At 65.8% G+C, this 14,267-nt stretch carries 10 protein-coding genes; 4 read left to right on the top strand and 6 right to left on the bottom strand.

From position 1 onward, the window contains the following. Nucleotides 1-91: 91 nt before the first annotated feature. Nucleotides 92-1,324, bottom strand: a complete 1,233-nt coding sequence (locus JQ604_RS14760) for an acyl-CoA dehydrogenase family protein (protein WP_212358138.1) — start codon at nucleotides 1,322-1,324, stop codon at nucleotides 92-94. Between the two features lie 219 nt (nucleotides 1,325-1,543). Here JQ604_RS14760 and JQ604_RS14755 point away from each other — a divergent pair, with 219 nt between their 5' ends. Continuing rightward, the gene (locus tag JQ604_RS14755) at nucleotides 1,544-2,233 is read left to right on the top strand and encodes a TetR/AcrR family transcriptional regulator (protein WP_212358137.1); all 690 of its coding nucleotides are present in this window, start codon (nucleotides 1,544-1,546) and stop codon (nucleotides 2,231-2,233) included. Here JQ604_RS14755 and JQ604_RS14750 read toward each other — a convergent pair whose 3' ends face one another. From JQ604_RS14750 to nirB, 5 genes are all read right to left on the bottom strand, one after another. Beyond that, nucleotides 2,234-2,629 (bottom strand): RidA family protein, encoded by a 396-nt coding sequence (locus JQ604_RS14750; RefSeq protein WP_212358136.1) that lies wholly within the window; start codon nucleotides 2,627-2,629, stop codon nucleotides 2,234-2,236. Between the two features lie 84 nt (nucleotides 2,630-2,713). After that, complete coding sequence (locus tag JQ604_RS14745; RefSeq protein WP_212358135.1) at nucleotides 2,714-3,940, bottom strand: CaiB/BaiF CoA transferase family protein; 1,227 nt, start codon at nucleotides 3,938-3,940, stop codon at nucleotides 2,714-2,716. A 160-nt stretch (nucleotides 3,941-4,100) separates the two neighbouring features. Then, a complete protein-coding gene (locus tag JQ604_RS14740; RefSeq protein WP_212358134.1) occupies nucleotides 4,101-6,764 on the bottom strand; it encodes a nitrate reductase in 2,664 nt (887 codons plus the stop codon). Nucleotides 6,765-6,773: 9 nt separating this feature from the next. Then, on the bottom strand, nucleotides 6,774-7,103 hold the full coding sequence (nirD, locus tag JQ604_RS14735) for a nitrite reductase small subunit NirD (RefSeq protein WP_212358133.1): 330 nt from the start codon (nucleotides 7,101-7,103) through the stop codon (nucleotides 6,774-6,776). Continuing rightward, nucleotides 7,100-9,559, bottom strand: a complete 2,460-nt coding sequence (nirB, locus tag JQ604_RS14730; protein WP_212358132.1) for a nitrite reductase large subunit NirB — start codon at nucleotides 9,557-9,559, stop codon at nucleotides 7,100-7,102. Before nirB ends, nirD begins: the two co-directional genes overlap by 4 nt. 638 nt (nucleotides 9,560-10,197) lie before the next feature. On the opposite strand from nirB, the gene JQ604_RS14725 reads away from it, so the two are divergent. From JQ604_RS14725 to JQ604_RS14715, 3 genes are read left to right on the top strand one after another with little or no spacing between them, the layout of a single operon-like run. Beyond that, on the top strand, nucleotides 10,198-11,457 hold the full coding sequence (locus JQ604_RS14725) for a nitrate/nitrite transporter (RefSeq protein ID WP_212358131.1): 1,260 nt from the start codon (nucleotides 10,198-10,200) through the stop codon (nucleotides 11,455-11,457). Between the two features lie 56 nt (nucleotides 11,458-11,513). Continuing rightward, nucleotides 11,514-13,187, top strand: a complete 1,674-nt coding sequence (locus JQ604_RS14720; protein ID WP_212358130.1) for a protein kinase domain-containing protein — start codon at nucleotides 11,514-11,516, stop codon at nucleotides 13,185-13,187. 29 nt (nucleotides 13,188-13,216) lie between these two features. Next, on the top strand, nucleotides 13,217-14,254 hold the full coding sequence (locus JQ604_RS14715) for a phosphotransferase (protein ID WP_212358129.1): 1,038 nt from the start codon (nucleotides 13,217-13,219) through the stop codon (nucleotides 14,252-14,254). Nucleotides 14,255-14,267: the final 13 nt, after the last annotated feature.

Genomic DNA, 14,267 nt, shown 5'->3' with positions numbered 1-14,267 from the left:
CACGAGGCCCCGTCTGTGGCCGCATCCTCCGAGACGCCCGCGTTGCGGGCTCCTCAGGATGAGGGGTTACAGCGTTCATGACGCAACAGGATCAATGCGCCTTGTTTGCATACTTCCGAAGTTCAAGTCTGGCAATGGCGCGATTGTGCACCTCGTCCGGACCGTCGGCGAGACGGAGCGTGCGGATGTGGGCGTAAGCGCGCGCAAGGCCGGCTTCGTCGGAGACGCCGCCGCCGCCATGGGCCTGGATCGCCTGATCGATGATCTTCAGCGCCATGTTGGGACCGGCGACCTTGATCATCGCGATCTCGAGCTGCGCGGTCTTGTTGCCGACCTTGTCCATCATGTCGGCGGCCTTGAGGCACAGCAGGCGATTCATCTCGATGTCGGTGCGCGCTTCGCCGATGCGCTGTTCCCACACCGAGTGCTCGATGATCTTCTTGCCGAACGCGGTGCGCGAGGCGAGCCGCTTCACCATCTTCTCCAGCGCCTCCTCGGCCTGGCCGATGGTGCGCATGCAGTGGTGGATGCGGCCGGGCCCGAGACGGCCCTGCGCGATCTCGAAGCCGCGGCCCTCGCCGAGCAGGATGTTCTCCTTCGGCACGCGCACGTTCTCCAGCAGCACCTGGGCGTGGCCGTGCGGCGCATCGTCATAGCCGAACACCGGCAGCATCTTCTCGACCTTGATGCCGGGCGTGTCGAGCGGCACCAGGATCTGCGACTGCTGTTGATGCGTCGCCGCCTTCGGATCGGTCTTGCCCATCAGGATCGCGATCTTGCAGCGGGGATCGCCGACGCCCGACGACCACCATTTGCGGCCGTTGATGACGTAGTGATCGCCGTCCTTCTCGATCCGCGTCTCGATGTTGGTGGCGTCGGAGGACGCGACTGCCGGCTCCGTCATCAGGAAGGCGGAGCGGATCTCGCCGTCCATCAGCGGGCGCAGCCATTTGCGCTTCTGCTCCTTGGAGCCGTAGCGGATGAACACTTCCATGTTGCCGGTGTCGGGCGCCGAGCAGTTGAACACCTCCGAGGCCCAGGAGATGCGGCCCATCTCCTCCGACAGCAGCGCATATTCGAGATTGCTCAATCCCGCGCCGTGGAATTCGTCGTCCTCATGCTGCGACGGCGGCATGAACATGTTCCAGAGGCCTTCGGCCTTCGCCTTCTTCTTCAGCTCCTCGAGGATCGGGATCACCTTCCAGCGCGGACCCTCGGCATCCTGCTTGTCATAGATCGGCACCGCGGGCCGGACATGCGTCTTCATGAAGGCCTGAACGCGCTCGAGCCATTCCTTCTGGCGGGCGGAGATCGTGAAATCCATGGGACGCTCCTCGTCTAGACTTGGGTCACTTGTTTGGGCCTTTTGCTCGGCCGTTGGGCTGCACTGTCCTCCTCGCGCCTGCATGCCGCAAGGGCGTCGGGGCGAGATGAACGTGGTGTGCCAGAACGCCGCCGCGGGATGCGGATTGACATTTCCGGCTCTTCAAACGATAGTTTCATACAAATGTTTGAAAAGCAACTCCCCGCCCCGAGGTGAGCCATGGCCAGCGATCAGACCAGAACCGCGATCCTCGCCGCCGCCGAGCGGCTCTATGCCGACCGCGGCTTCGGCGACGTCACGCTGCGCGACATCGTCGCCGAAGCCAACGTCAACCTCGCGGCGGTGAATTATCATTTCGGCTCCAAGGACGAGCTGATCGCCGAGCTGTTCGTGACACGCTCGATCCAGACCAACCGCGAGCGTCTCAATGAGTTGAAGGCGGCGGAAGAACGCGGCGGTGGCCGGGCTGCGATCGACGACATCATGCGCGCGCTGGTCGGCCCGCCCCTGCGCGGCTGCCTCGGCCCGAACCGCGAGGGCTCGACCGCGGCGCGCTTCATGATCCGCGCGTCAATTGAATCGGTGCCGCCGATCCGCCGCATCAAGAACCGCGAGGTCGACCATTTGCGCAAATTCGCCGCCGCGATGCGCCGCGCCCTGCCCGGCCGCGACGAGGCCGAGCTCTATTGGGGCCTGCATTTTGCGCTCGCGATGGCCCACCACACCATCCGCGAGAAGGAACGCCTGCTGCGTTTGTCCGAGGGCAAATGCGATCTCGACGATGTCGCAGGAATCATCGACCGCGTGGTCACGGTGTCGGTGATGGCGCTGACGCATGGCGAGGCGCCGAGCAAGCCGGTCGTCCGGCCGATGGTCGCGCACGGACGGCTGACGCGGCAGGATTTGTGATCACACCATCGCGATGCAGTCGATCTCGATGTCGAACGGGCCGGTCCATTCCGGGATGCAGACGAAGATCCGCGCCGGCGGATTGTCCGGGAAGTAGCGGCGGTACACGGCGTTGACCGCCGCGAAATGCTTTGACGAGGTGCAGAACATGTTGCACTTCATCACATTGTCGAAGGTCGCGCCGGCCGCGGCCAGGCACAGCTTCATTTGTTCAAGCACGAGCTCGGTCTGCCGCTCGATCGGAACGCGGGCGATCTCGCCGGTCTCGGGATCGAATGGCGGCAGCCCCGAGACGAACACCATGTTGCCGGCCCGCGTCACCGGCGAACCCGGAGGCGATCCCCAGCGTTCGACATAGGTAGAGATCGGTTCGACACGGAGCGCTTCTCGTTTCATGGCCGGCACCTTCGAAGAGGGATCGATGGTGCGCAGCCTAGCGTGGACTCTCTATATCATGCTTCGAAGATGATCGAAGTGTGATTACAAAATCCCCTGCGCCTTCAGCCCTTCGACCTTGGCCTCGTCGTAGCCGATGGTCGCCAGCACGTCCTTGGTGTCGGCGCCGAGCAGCGGCGGGGCGCGGTAGTCGGTGATCGGGGTGCCGGAGAAGGTCAGCGCGTTGCGGATCAGCGAGAGGTTCGGCTCGAAGGGATGCTTGACGTTGACGCGCATGCCGCGCGACTGGACGTGCGGATCCGAAAACACCTGCTCGAAATTGTTGATCGGGCCTGACGGCACGCCCGCCTCCTCCAGCCTGTCCAGCCAGTAGGCCACCGGCTGCTTCAGGAACAGGCCGGCGAAGATCGCCATGATCTCCTTTCCATGCACGACGCGGTCGTTGTTCTTGACGAAGCGCTTGTCGGTCGCAAGCTCCGGCGCGCCGAGCACCGCGCAGGTGCGCTGGAACTGGCCGTCATTGCCGACCACCAGCATCAGCTCGCCGTCGGTGCAGCGGAACACGCCGGCCGGCATGCCGCCATTGCCCCAGGTGCCGCGCCGCGGCGGCGTCACGCCGTTGACGAGATAGATCTGCAGCCAGTGCGATAGCGACGCGATCACGGTGTCGAACAGGCAGACGTCGATGTGCTGCCCTTCCCCGTTGTTGGCATCGCGATGGTAGAGCGCCGAGAGAATCCCGATCGAGGTGTTCATGCCGGTCATGTAGTCGACGATGGAGGGGCCGACCTTCATCGGGCCCTCGCCGGGCTCGCCGTCGATATGGCCGGTGACACTCATCAACCCGCCCATCGCCTGCAGGATCGCGTCATAGCCGGCGCGCGGCGCGTAGGGGCCGGTCTGGCCGAAGCCGGTCACGGAACAATAGACGATGCCGGGGTTGATCGCCTTGATGGTCTCGTAGTCGAGGCCGTAGCGCTTGAGGTCGCCGACCTTGTAGTTCTCCATGAAGACGTCGGCGTCCTTGGCGAGCTCGCGGATGATCGCCTGCCCCTCGGGCTTGGCGATGTTGACGGTCACCGACTTCTTGTTGCGGTTGGCGCAGAGATAGAACGAGTTGTTGTTGTTCGCCTTGCCCTCGGGGTCTTCGAGATAGGGCGGGCCGAAGGCGCGGGCGTCATCGCCGCCGCCGGGGCGCTCGATCTTGATCACCTCGGCGCCGAGATCCGCCAGCATCTGGGCCGACAGCGGGCCGGCCAGCACGCGCGTCAAATCGAGAATCTTGATGCCCGACAATGGCAGAGCCGACATGAAAGCTTCCTCCGAATTCTTCATTCTGCGGCGCGGGATTAGGCGCCCGCGCATCTCTGCCCAGCGGATACACCATTTTCGGCAGTCGAGCACTGCATTGTCGGCATGAAGCCATCCGCCCTGCGGCGGAGCACCGACCCGGATCGGAGGAACCCAGGCTTTAGGACGCGATCGCCTGCCGCATCGGCGCGGTCGCCGCGATCAGCTTGTTGAGCTCCGGCTTGCAGCCGCCGCAATTGGTGCCGGCCTTCAGGCAGCGGCCGATGGCCTCGACGCTGTCGGAGCCCTTCTTGATCTCGGCGGTGATCTGGTTGCGCCCGATGCTGAAGCAGGAGCAGACGATGGCGCCCTTGTCCTCGCCGTCGCCGAACGGTTTACCCGCGAGCAGCGACATCCGCGCATTCGCCGACAACTCCTGCTCGGCGAACAGGCCGATCAGCCAGGCCCGCGACGGCAGCGTGTGGTTCGGCGCGATGAACACGCAGCCTTCGAGCCGGCCGTCGCGCACAGCGGCGTAGCGGAAGCGGCCGGCGGTCGGATCGCGATAGGCGATCCATTCGATCTCGACGCCGTCGAGCCCGAGTTGGGCCCGCGCCCAGTCGCGCCAGCTCTCGGGGCGCTCATTGCCGGTCACCTCGAGCCGCCAGCAATCGCCGGCCTTGCCGTGCACCCAGTAACCGCTGTCGGGACGCTTGATCTCGTTGCGGCTCAGGATGAAGGCCTGCCATTTCGGCTTGTAGGGATCGGCCTTGATCGGCGTGTGCTTCGACTCCGGCTGGCCCGACAAAGGATCCACCGCCGGATTGACCAGCGCGTTCACTCTGCCCTCGCCCGCGAATTCCTCGTTCCAGTGCATCGGCACGAACACGCAGCCGCGCTTCTGCTCCGCGGTCACGACGACGCGCGCCACCATCTTGCCCCAGGCGCTGGTCAGCAGCGCCAGCCCGTCCTGCTTGACGCCGGCGAGCCGCGCGTCCTCGGGATGGAATTCGGCATAGGGCTCGAAGATGTGCGACAGCAGGCGCGCGGTTTTGCCGGTGCGCGTCATGGTGTGCCACTGGTCGCGCACGCGGCCGGTGTTGAGCACCAGGCGATATTCGCGGCTGGTCGGATTGCGCGCCGGCCGCGGCACGATCGGAATGAAGCGCGCCTTGCGGTCCGGCGTGAAGAACTCGTTGGTCTGGAACATCCGCGCGGTGCCTAATGGCTGCGCCGCCGTCACCGGCCATTGCACCGGCGCCATCGCCTCATAGGCGCTGTCGTCGAGACCGGCCATCGCGGAGATGTCGAAGTCACGCTTGCCTGCGTTCTCGAAGCCGGACAAGTCGGCATGCTCGCGGAACACGTCGGCGACACCGGCATAGTCGAAGCCGGCATAGCCCATGCGGCTCGCGACGTCGCAGATGATCCGCCAGTCGGCGCGCGCTTCACCGGGCGCCGGCAGGAACGAGCGCTGCCGCGAGATGCGGCGCTCGGAATTGGTGACGGTGCCGTCCTTCTCGCCCCAGGCCAGCGCCGGCAGCAGCACATGGGCATGGCGCGTGGTGTCGGTGCTGCGCATGCAGTCGGACACGACCACGAGCTCGCAGGCCTCCAGCGCGGCACGAACACGATCCGCATCCGGCAGGCTGACCACCGGATTGGTCGACATGATCCAGATCGCCTTGACCTTGCCGGCCGCGACCGCATCGAACATGTCGACGGCCTTGAGTCCGCCCTTGTCCGCCATCACGGGCGCGCGCCAGAACCGCTGCACGATGTCGCGGTGCTCGGCCTTCTCCAGCTCCATGTGCGCGGCGAGCTGGTTGGCGAGCCCGCCGACCTCGCGGCCGCCCATCGCGTTGGGCTGGCCGGTCAGCGAGAACGGCCCCATGCCGGGCCGGCCGATGCGGCCGGTCAAGAGATGGCAGTTGATGATCGAATTGACCTTGTCGACGCCGCTGGTCGACTGGTTGACGCCCTGCGAATACAGCGTGACGACGCGCTCGGTTTTCGCGAACCAGTCGAAGAACAGGCTGACGGTGCCCTCGGTCAGGCCGCAGATCGCAGCCGTCCGCGCGACCGTCTGGCCGGCGACTTCCGCGAGCGCGTCGGCAACGCCGGTCGTGCTGCTGCCGACGAACTCACGATCAATCACATTGTTGCCGGCAAGATAGGCGAGCAGCCCGTTGAACAGCACGGTGTCGCTGCCAGCGCGCAGCGACAAGTGCAGATCGGCGCCTTCGCAGGTCGCGGTGCGGCGCGGATCGATCACCACGATCTTGCAGTTGGGGTTCTTCTCCTTCGCCGCCAGCATGCGCTGATGCAGGATCGGATGGCACCAGGCGGCGTTGGAGCCGACGAACACCAGCAAGTCCGCCTGCTCGAGATCCTCGTAGCAGCCGGGCACCGTGTCGCTGCCGAAGGCGCGCTTGTGGCCGACCACGCTCGAGGCCATGCAGAGCCGCGAATTGGTGTCGATATTGGCGGTGCCGACAAAGCCCTTCGAGAGCTTGTTGACGACGTAATAGTCCTCGGTCAGCAGCTGGCCGGAGACGTAGAACGCCACCGCATCCGGCCCGTGCTCGCGGATCACCTTGGCGAAGCCATCAGCGACGATGTCGAGCGCATCGTCCCACGTCGCAGGCGCGCCATTCACCATCGGCTCGAGCAGCCGCCCGTCAAGATCGATGGTCTCGGCGAGCGCCGAGCCCTTGCTGCACAGCCGGCCGAAATTGGCCGGGTGCTCCTTGTCCCCTTCGACGCTGACCGTGCCGTCGGCGCCCTTGCGCGCGACGACGCCGCAGCCGACACCGCAATAGGGACAGGTGGTCTTGACGGACATGCCCTGTGCTCAGCTCACCAAAGCGGGCTGGCGCAGCGACAGCCACACGATACCGTTCTCGACCTTGGTGGGATGCGACGCCGTGCAACCCTCGTCGGGCGCCACCGCCTCACCGGTCTTCAGCTCGATGACGAAATTGTGCAGCGGGCAGGTCACGCGCTTGTTGTGCACGATGCCCTGCGACAGCGGCCCGCCCTTGTGCGGGCAGCGGTCGTTGAGCGCGAACACCTCGTCGTCGGCGGTGCGGAACACCGCGATGTCGCCGCCCGCCGTGCGCACCACGCGCGAGCCGAGCTTCGGAATGTCGGTCAAGGCGCCGATCTGGATCCAGTTGGTCATGCGAGCTCCAATTCGGCAAGCGGGGCGAATTCATTGCGGTCGACGCCCTGGCTGGCGCGCTCGGCCCACGGATCGGTCTGGGCGAACTGCTGCGAATAGGCGAAGCGGCCGAACAGCGCCTTGCGGTTCGTGACGTCGTCGAGCACGCGCTTCCTGATCTGCTCGAGGCCGACCCGGTCGCACCATTTGTACATGCGCTCGAGATACCAGCCCTCCTCCCGGTACAGCTGGGTCAGCGCCACGATCACTTCGAGCGCCTCGTCCTGGGTCTCGACCTTGCCGAGATACTCGGTGCCCTTGATGTGCAGGCCCGCTGCTCCGGCGAAGTGGATCTCGTAGCCGGAGTCGACGCAGATCACGCCGACGTCCTTGCAGGTCGCCTCCGCGCAATTGCGCGGGCAGCCGGAGACGCCGAGCTTGACCTTGGCCGGGGTCCAGGAGCCCCACATGAACTTCTCGATCTTGACGCCGAGGCCCGTGGAATCCTGGGTGCCGAAGCGGCACCATTCCGAGCCGACGCAGGTCTTCACCGTGCGCAGGCCCTTGGCGTAGGCGTGGCCCGACACCATGCCGGCGTCGTTGAGGTCGGCCCACACCGCGGGCAGATCCTCCTTCTTGACGCCGAGCAGGTCGATACGCTGGCCGCCGGTGACCTTCACCGTCGGGATCTTGAACTTGTCGGCGACGTCGGCGATCGCGCGCAGCTCGTCCGGCGTGGTGACGCCGCCCCACATCCGCGGCACCACCGAATAGGTGCCGTCCTTCTGGATGTTGGCGTGGACGCGTTCGTTGATGAAGCGCGACTGCTGGTCGTCGCGGTATTCGCCGGGCCAGGTCGCGAGCAGATAATAGTTCAGCGCCGGACGGCAGGAATGGCAGCCGTTGTCGGTCTTCCACTCCATGAAGCGCATCACATCGGGGATGGTCTTCAGGCTGTTCTCGACAATGACGCGGCGGACGTCGTCATGGCTGTGATCGGTGCATTTGCAGATCGGCTTGACCTTCGGCGCCGCCGAATAATCGCCGCCGAGCGTGAAGGCCAGCACCTGCTCGACGAGGCCGGTGCAGGAGCCGCAGGACGACGACGCCTTGGTATGGGCGCGGACGTCGTCCAGCGTGAACAGCTTCTTCTCGGTGATCGCGTTGACGATCGTGCCCTTGCAGACGCCGTTGCAGCCGCAGATCTCGGTCTCGTTGCTCATCGCGGCGACCGAGTTCTGGCCGGCATGGCCGCCGTCGCCGAGATTGGCGGCGCCGAACACCAGGCGCTCGCGCATGTGGGAGACGTCGGTGCCGTCGCGCAGATGCTGGAAGTACCAGGGGCCGTCGACGGTGTCGCCATAGAGCACGGCGCCGACGATCTTCTGGTCCTTCAGGATGATGCGCTTGTAGACGCCGCGATGGGCGTCCTGCAGCACGATCTCCTCCTTGTCCGGGCCGGGTGCGAAATCGCCGGCCGAGAACAGGTCGATGCCGGTGACCTTCAGCTTGGTCGAGGTGACCGAGCCGTCATAGGTGGCAAAGCCCTTCATCGCCAGATGATTGGCGCAGACCTTGGCCTGCTCGAACAGCGGCGCCACGAGGCCGTAGACCTGGCGGCGATGCTGCACGCATTCGCCGACCGCGTAGATGCGGCCATCATAGGTCTGCATCGTGTCGGAGACGACGATGCCGCGCTCGCAATGCAGGCCGGCCTTCTTGGCGAGCTCGAAATTCGGGCGAATGCCGACCGCCATCACGACGAGATCGGCCGGCAGTTCGGTGCCGTCGCCGAAGCTGACCCCGGTGACGCGGTCGGTGCCGAGGATCGCCTTGGTCTGCGCCGGCATCTTGAACACCATGCCGCGCTCTTCCAGCGACTTGCGCAGCAGGCCGCCGGCCACCGGATCGAGCTGACGCTCCATCAAGGTGTCGAGCAGGTGCACGACGGTCACGTTCATGCCGCGCTTCATCAGGCCGTTGGCGGCTTCAAGACCGAGCAGACCGCCGCCGATCACCACGGCATGGCGGTGGGTGGTCGAGGCTTCGATCATGCGATCGACGTCATAGATGTCGCGGAAGCCGATCACGCCCGGCAGGTCCTTGCCCGGCAGCGGCAGCATGATCGGGTTGGAGCCGGTCGCGATCAGCAGGCGGTCGTAGGGCACGCGCTCGCCGGCGGCGGTGACGACCTCGCAGGTACGGCGATCGATCATCGTGATCGTCTCGCCCTTGCGCAAATTGATGTTGTTCTCCTCATACCAGTCGATGGTGTTGAGCATGATGTCATCGACGGTCTTCTCGCCGGCCAGCACCGGCGACAGAAGGATGCGGTTGTAATTGCCGTAGGGCTCCGAGCCGAACACCGTGATCTCGTAGAGATCGGGCGCGCGCTCCAGCAACGCTTCCACGGTGCGGATGCCGGCCATTCCGTTGCCGATCACCACCAGCTTCTGCTTCTTTGTCTTGTCGAGCATGGTCTGCCTTTCAATTCCGACAACACCGCTCACCGACGCAACAGGCGTCGTCGATCGGCGTGATTCAAGGTTTAAGGTTTTCGGAAGCCCATCCGCGGGCGCAGACCATCATCGGTGACAGTCGGAATTCCATTGCAGACTGATATTCAAAACGCGTGCCAACTCGGCACGGTCAAATCTGTCTGCAAAATCAAGGGGATTTCGGGGCGTTCGGCGGAAGCACGTACGTCTACGGAGCAGCGCGCTGGCCAAATTATGAGCCGGACCGATCATCTCTTGTGCACCCCAGCAAAAATTGAGCGCCACAGGGATCGTCGGCGCAACACCGATTCTCCGGCGAGGCGACTCGCGTGCGCGCGCTCAAAAAAACACCAGCCTGCGCGTTTGCAGAGCGGCGTTTGCTGCCGAGGGCAGCAATCACTGCTTTTACGCCGTGACCCCAATCAGGCCGCAACACCTTGCGATTGCAGGCAAAGCGCACGCGTGCGACAGGATGGCACAGATATTGCTGCACTCTCATCAATCGAGTGCGCCTCAACGACGAGAGCAGCTCTCGCTTTCACCAACATATCAACCCGTCATGCCAGCAACCAACGCGACATCGCGTCGGCGCTGGCTGTGCGATTGCGAGGCTTGCAATGAAGTTCGCTGAATTCAAGAAGGCAGGTCACTGGCCGACACTGCTGGCTGCGTTCCTGTACTTCGACATCTCTTTCATGGCGTGGGTCGCGCTCGGACCGCTGATCGTCTACATCGCGCGCGACATGAATCTGGCCGTGAACGAGAAGTTCACCCTGGTCGCCATTCCCGTGCTGGCCGGCGCGCTGCTGCGCGTGCCGATGGGCCTGCTCGCCGACACCATCGGCGCCAAGCGCACCGGCATCATCGCGCAGTTGGTGGTGATCGCGGCAACGATCGCGGTCTGGTACTCCGGCTTGCCGAGCAAGCTTGCGATCGAATTGTTCGGCCTCGTGCTCGGCATCGGCGGCGCGTCGTTCGCGGTCGCCCTGCCCCAGGCCAGCCGCTGGTACCCGCCGCAATATCAGGGCGTGGTGATGGGCATTGCCGGCGCCGGCAATATGGGCGTCGTGCTCGACACGCTGCTCGCACCGAGCATTGCCGAGCATTGGGGCTGGCAGGCCGTGTTCGGCTGCCTCCTGATTCCGATGCTGCTGGTGCTGGCCTATTACGTCGTCGCGGCCAAGGACGCACCGGGTGAGCGCAAGCCGATCTCGCTGAAGGCCTATGGCGCGCTGTTGAAGGATCCCGACAGCCGCTGGTTCATGTTCTTCTACTTCATCACCTTCGGCGGCTTCGTTGGCCTCGCCAACGCATTGCCGCTGTATTTCACGGTGCAGTATCATGTCTCCGGCGTCGCCGCCGGCATGCTGGTGGCGCTGATCGTCGCGTTCGGCTCGGGCTTCCGCCCGGTCGGCGGCATGATCGCCGACCGCATCGGCGGCATCCGCTCGCTGTCGATCCTGTTCGGCGTCGTGGTCGCGGCCTATGTCGTGATCGCCTTCATGCCGGAAGGCCCTGCCGCGGCAACGCCGGCCGGCTGGGCGCTGATGGAGCTGCCGCGCATCGCCTGGATCTCGGTGCTGCTGTTCTCGATCGGCACGCTCGCGCTCGGCATGGGCAACGGCGCCGTGTTCCAGCTGATCCCGCTGCGCTTCCGTCACGAGATCGGCCTGATGACGGGCCTCGTCGGCTGCGCCGGCGGCGTTGGCGGCTTCTTCCTCGCGCAGACGCTCGGCACCGCCAAGGGCTGGACCGGCGGCTTCGGCGCGGGCTTCCTGTTCTTCGGCGGCCTGGCATTGCTCGGCTTCATCGGACTTGCGATGGTCAAGGTCCGCTGGCGCACCACCTGGGGCGCCGTGTCAGGAGCGCGCGTCTAGTCGACCCGCGCCGGGATTGGTCGGGCGTGGCGAACGGGTCGCAGCGTGATTTGGGAGTGCGGGTCGGTTTCGCCAGCGAGACCGGCAAGCGCGAGGCCAATGAAGACTACGTCGCGGCCTCGCTCGGCCGGCCGGGCGCGCTGAGCCGCGACGTCGTGGCTGCCGTCGCCGACGGCGTCGGCGGCCACAAGGGCGGACGCGAGGCCGCGGAAGTCGCGGTCCGCAGCTTTCTCGACGCCTATTACTCGCTGCCTGAGACGCTCGGCGTTCGCCGTCGCGCCGCACGGGCGCTGGAGGCCGCCAACAGCTGGATCCACAGCCAGGGCCGCGTCGATGCTGCGCGCAGCGGCATGGCCTGCGCGTTCTCTTCCGTGATCCTGTCGCGGCGGCAGTGTCACGTCATCCATATCGGCGACACCCGCGCCTATCGCCTGAGCGAGGGACGGCTGGAGCAACTGACGCAGGACCACATCGCCGGCCGCGGCGATCTCGCCCACGTGCTGAGCCGTGCCATCGGCTTCGAGGAATTCGCCCGCTTCGACTACACGAGCGTGGGCCTGCGCCAGCATGACCGCCTGCTGATCTGCAGCGACGGCGTGCACGGCGTGCTCAGTGACCAGCGCATCCAGGACCTGCTCGGCGAGCGGACGCCGCCCGAGGACTCCGCGCGCACCATCGTCGACGCCGCGCTCGATGCCGGCAGCCACGACAACACCACGGCGCTGGTGCTCGACGTCGTCGACCTGCCGCCGGCCGATCGCGACGAGCTGACGCATGCGATCGCGACCTTGCCGATCCTCGATCTGCCCGAGAGCGGCGACGCCGTCGACGATTTCGCGCTCGGCGACATCCTGTCGGACGGCCGCTACAGCCGCCTGTTCAAGGCGACCGACAAGCGGCAGGGCCGCGAGGTGGTGCTGAAATTTCCGCATCCGCGCGTCGCCAGCGAAGGCTCCTACCGCCTCGCCTTCGTGCGCGAGGCCTGGGTCGCCGCGCGCGTGCGCAGCCTGTGGATCGGCGAGATCATCGAGCAGCCGGCGGATCGGCAGACCAGACTCTATTCGGCGATGCCGCTCTATGAGGGCGAGACGCTGGAGCAGCGCCTCAAGCGCGCGCCGCGGCTGTCGCTCACCGAGGGCATCGGCATTGCGACCAAGCTGGTCCGCGCCGTGACGGCGCTGCATCGCGCCGGCATCATCCATCGCGACATCAAGCCCGACAACGTGATCCTGCTGAAGGACGGCGGTCTTCGTCTGGTCGATCTCGGCGTCGCGCGCGTGCCGCTGCTGGAAGACTTTCCCGCCGAGGACATTCCGGGCACCGCAAGCTACATGGCGCCGGAGCTGTTCGGCGGCAAGGCCGGCGACGAGGCGTCCGATTTGTTCGCGCTCGGCGTCACCGTGTACCGCATGTTCACCGCCAACTATCCCTTCGGCGAGATCGAGCCGTTCTCGCGCCCGCGCTTCGGCAAGCCCGCGCCGCTGTCGCGCTACCGGCCGGACCTGCCGGCCTGGCTCGACGCGGTCATCGGCAAGGCGCTCAGCATCGACCCCGCGCAGCGCTTCGGCGACGTCATCGAATTCGCCCACGAGCTGGAAAACGGCGCCACCTGGGCCGGCCCCGCGGCAATCACTCGCAAATCGCTGCACGATCGTGATCCCGTGACGTTCTGGAAGGTGCTGTGCGCGATCATGGCTGTCATCATCGTGATCCTGCTCGCGCGGCATTAGGGCGGCCCCGACTTCGCCTAGCATCGCGCATGGCCGCCACCGAACTCGACACGCTCCCACCGCGCCTGCGCGATGCTGCGTATGCCGCGCTGACCGAGGTGCTCGGCTCTGCGCCCATGGAGGCGGTGATCCCCATTTCCGGCGGCATGACGGCGGCACGCTTGTTCCGGATCGATGCGAACGGCCATCAATATCTGTTGCGCCTTGAAGGAACGGTGAGCCCGCTGGAGCGATTGGGCTTCGAGCCGCTGGAAAGCCCGCTGCGCAATCCGCATCAATATGTCTCGCTGCGCATCGCGGCCGAAGCCGGCATCGCACCGCGGCTCCATCACGTGAATGAAACGTCGCGCGTCGCCGTGATGGACTTCGTTCGCCGCCGGCCGCTCGACACTTACCCCGGCGGCCTGCCCGCGCTGGCTAAGGCGCTCGGGGAATTGCGCGCGCGACTGCAGGCGACGCCGACCTTTCCGCATTTCGTGCTCTATCCCGATATCGTGGCCCGGCTCTGGGCCCATGTCTGCCGCACCGGCCTGTTCGCGTCAGGCGTGCTCGATCCCGCCACCGCGCATCTCGAACGCATCCGCACGGCCTATCTCTGGGATACCGGACACTCGGTCTCCAGCCACAATGATCCCGTCCCGGGCAACATCCTGTTCGACGGCGAACGGCTCTGGATGATCGACTGGGAGTCCGCCTACCGCAGCGACCCGCTGGTCGACATCGCGATCATCAGCGACGGCATCGCGCGGACACCGGAGCTCGAGACCATCCTGCTGCAATCGTGGCTCGGCCGCGCGCCTGACGACGCCCTGCTAGCCAGGCTTAAGCTCGTCCGCGCCCTTACCCGCCTCTATTACGCCGACGTCATGCTCAGCGCATCCGCAATTGCGCCGCGCGCTGCGCCTGACACGGATGTCGCGGCGCCGACACTTGCGGAATTCAGCGAAGCCTATCGCGGCGGCCGGCTCAAGGCCGGCACGGCCGCGAGCCTGCATGTGCGCGGGAAGATGTATCTCGCCTCGTTCCTCTCAGAAGTGGCGACGCCGGGATTTGACCTCTCGGTCTGACCGTGTCGTGTGA

Origin of the sequence: Bradyrhizobium jicamae, from assembly GCF_018130695.1 — a bacterium.
Classification (GTDB): domain Bacteria; phylum Pseudomonadota; class Alphaproteobacteria; order Rhizobiales; family Xanthobacteraceae; genus Bradyrhizobium; species Bradyrhizobium jicamae_B.
Note: the sequence above shows the minus strand (reverse complement) of the source record. Positions and strands in the feature narration are given on the sequence as shown.

Coding starts and splice junctions, on each gene's coding strand:
- JQ604_RS14760 (WP_212358138.1), bottom strand. CDS start 1,324: ATGGATTTCACGATCTCCGCCCGCCAGAAGGAATGGCTCGAGCGCGTT.
- JQ604_RS14755 (WP_212358137.1), top strand. CDS start 1,544: ATGGCCAGCGATCAGACCAGAACCGCGATCCTCGCCGCCGCCGAGCGG.
- JQ604_RS14750 (WP_212358136.1), bottom strand. CDS start 2,629: ATGAAACGAGAAGCGCTCCGTGTCGAACCGATCTCTACCTATGTCGAA.
- JQ604_RS14745 (WP_212358135.1), bottom strand. CDS start 3,940: ATGTCGGCTCTGCCATTGTCGGGCATCAAGATTCTCGATTTGACGCGC.
- JQ604_RS14740 (WP_212358134.1), bottom strand. CDS start 6,764: ATGTCCGTCAAGACCACCTGTCCCTATTGCGGTGTCGGCTGCGGCGTC.
- nirD (WP_212358133.1), bottom strand. CDS start 7,103: ATGACCAACTGGATCCAGATCGGCGCCTTGACCGACATTCCGAAGCTC.
- nirB (WP_212358132.1), bottom strand. CDS start 9,559: ATGCTCGACAAGACAAAGAAGCAGAAGCTGGTGGTGATCGGCAACGGA.
- JQ604_RS14725 (WP_212358131.1), top strand. CDS start 10,198: ATGAAGTTCGCTGAATTCAAGAAGGCAGGTCACTGGCCGACACTGCTG.
- JQ604_RS14715 (WP_212358129.1), top strand. CDS start 13,217: ATGGCCGCCACCGAACTCGACACGCTCCCACCGCGCCTGCGCGATGCT.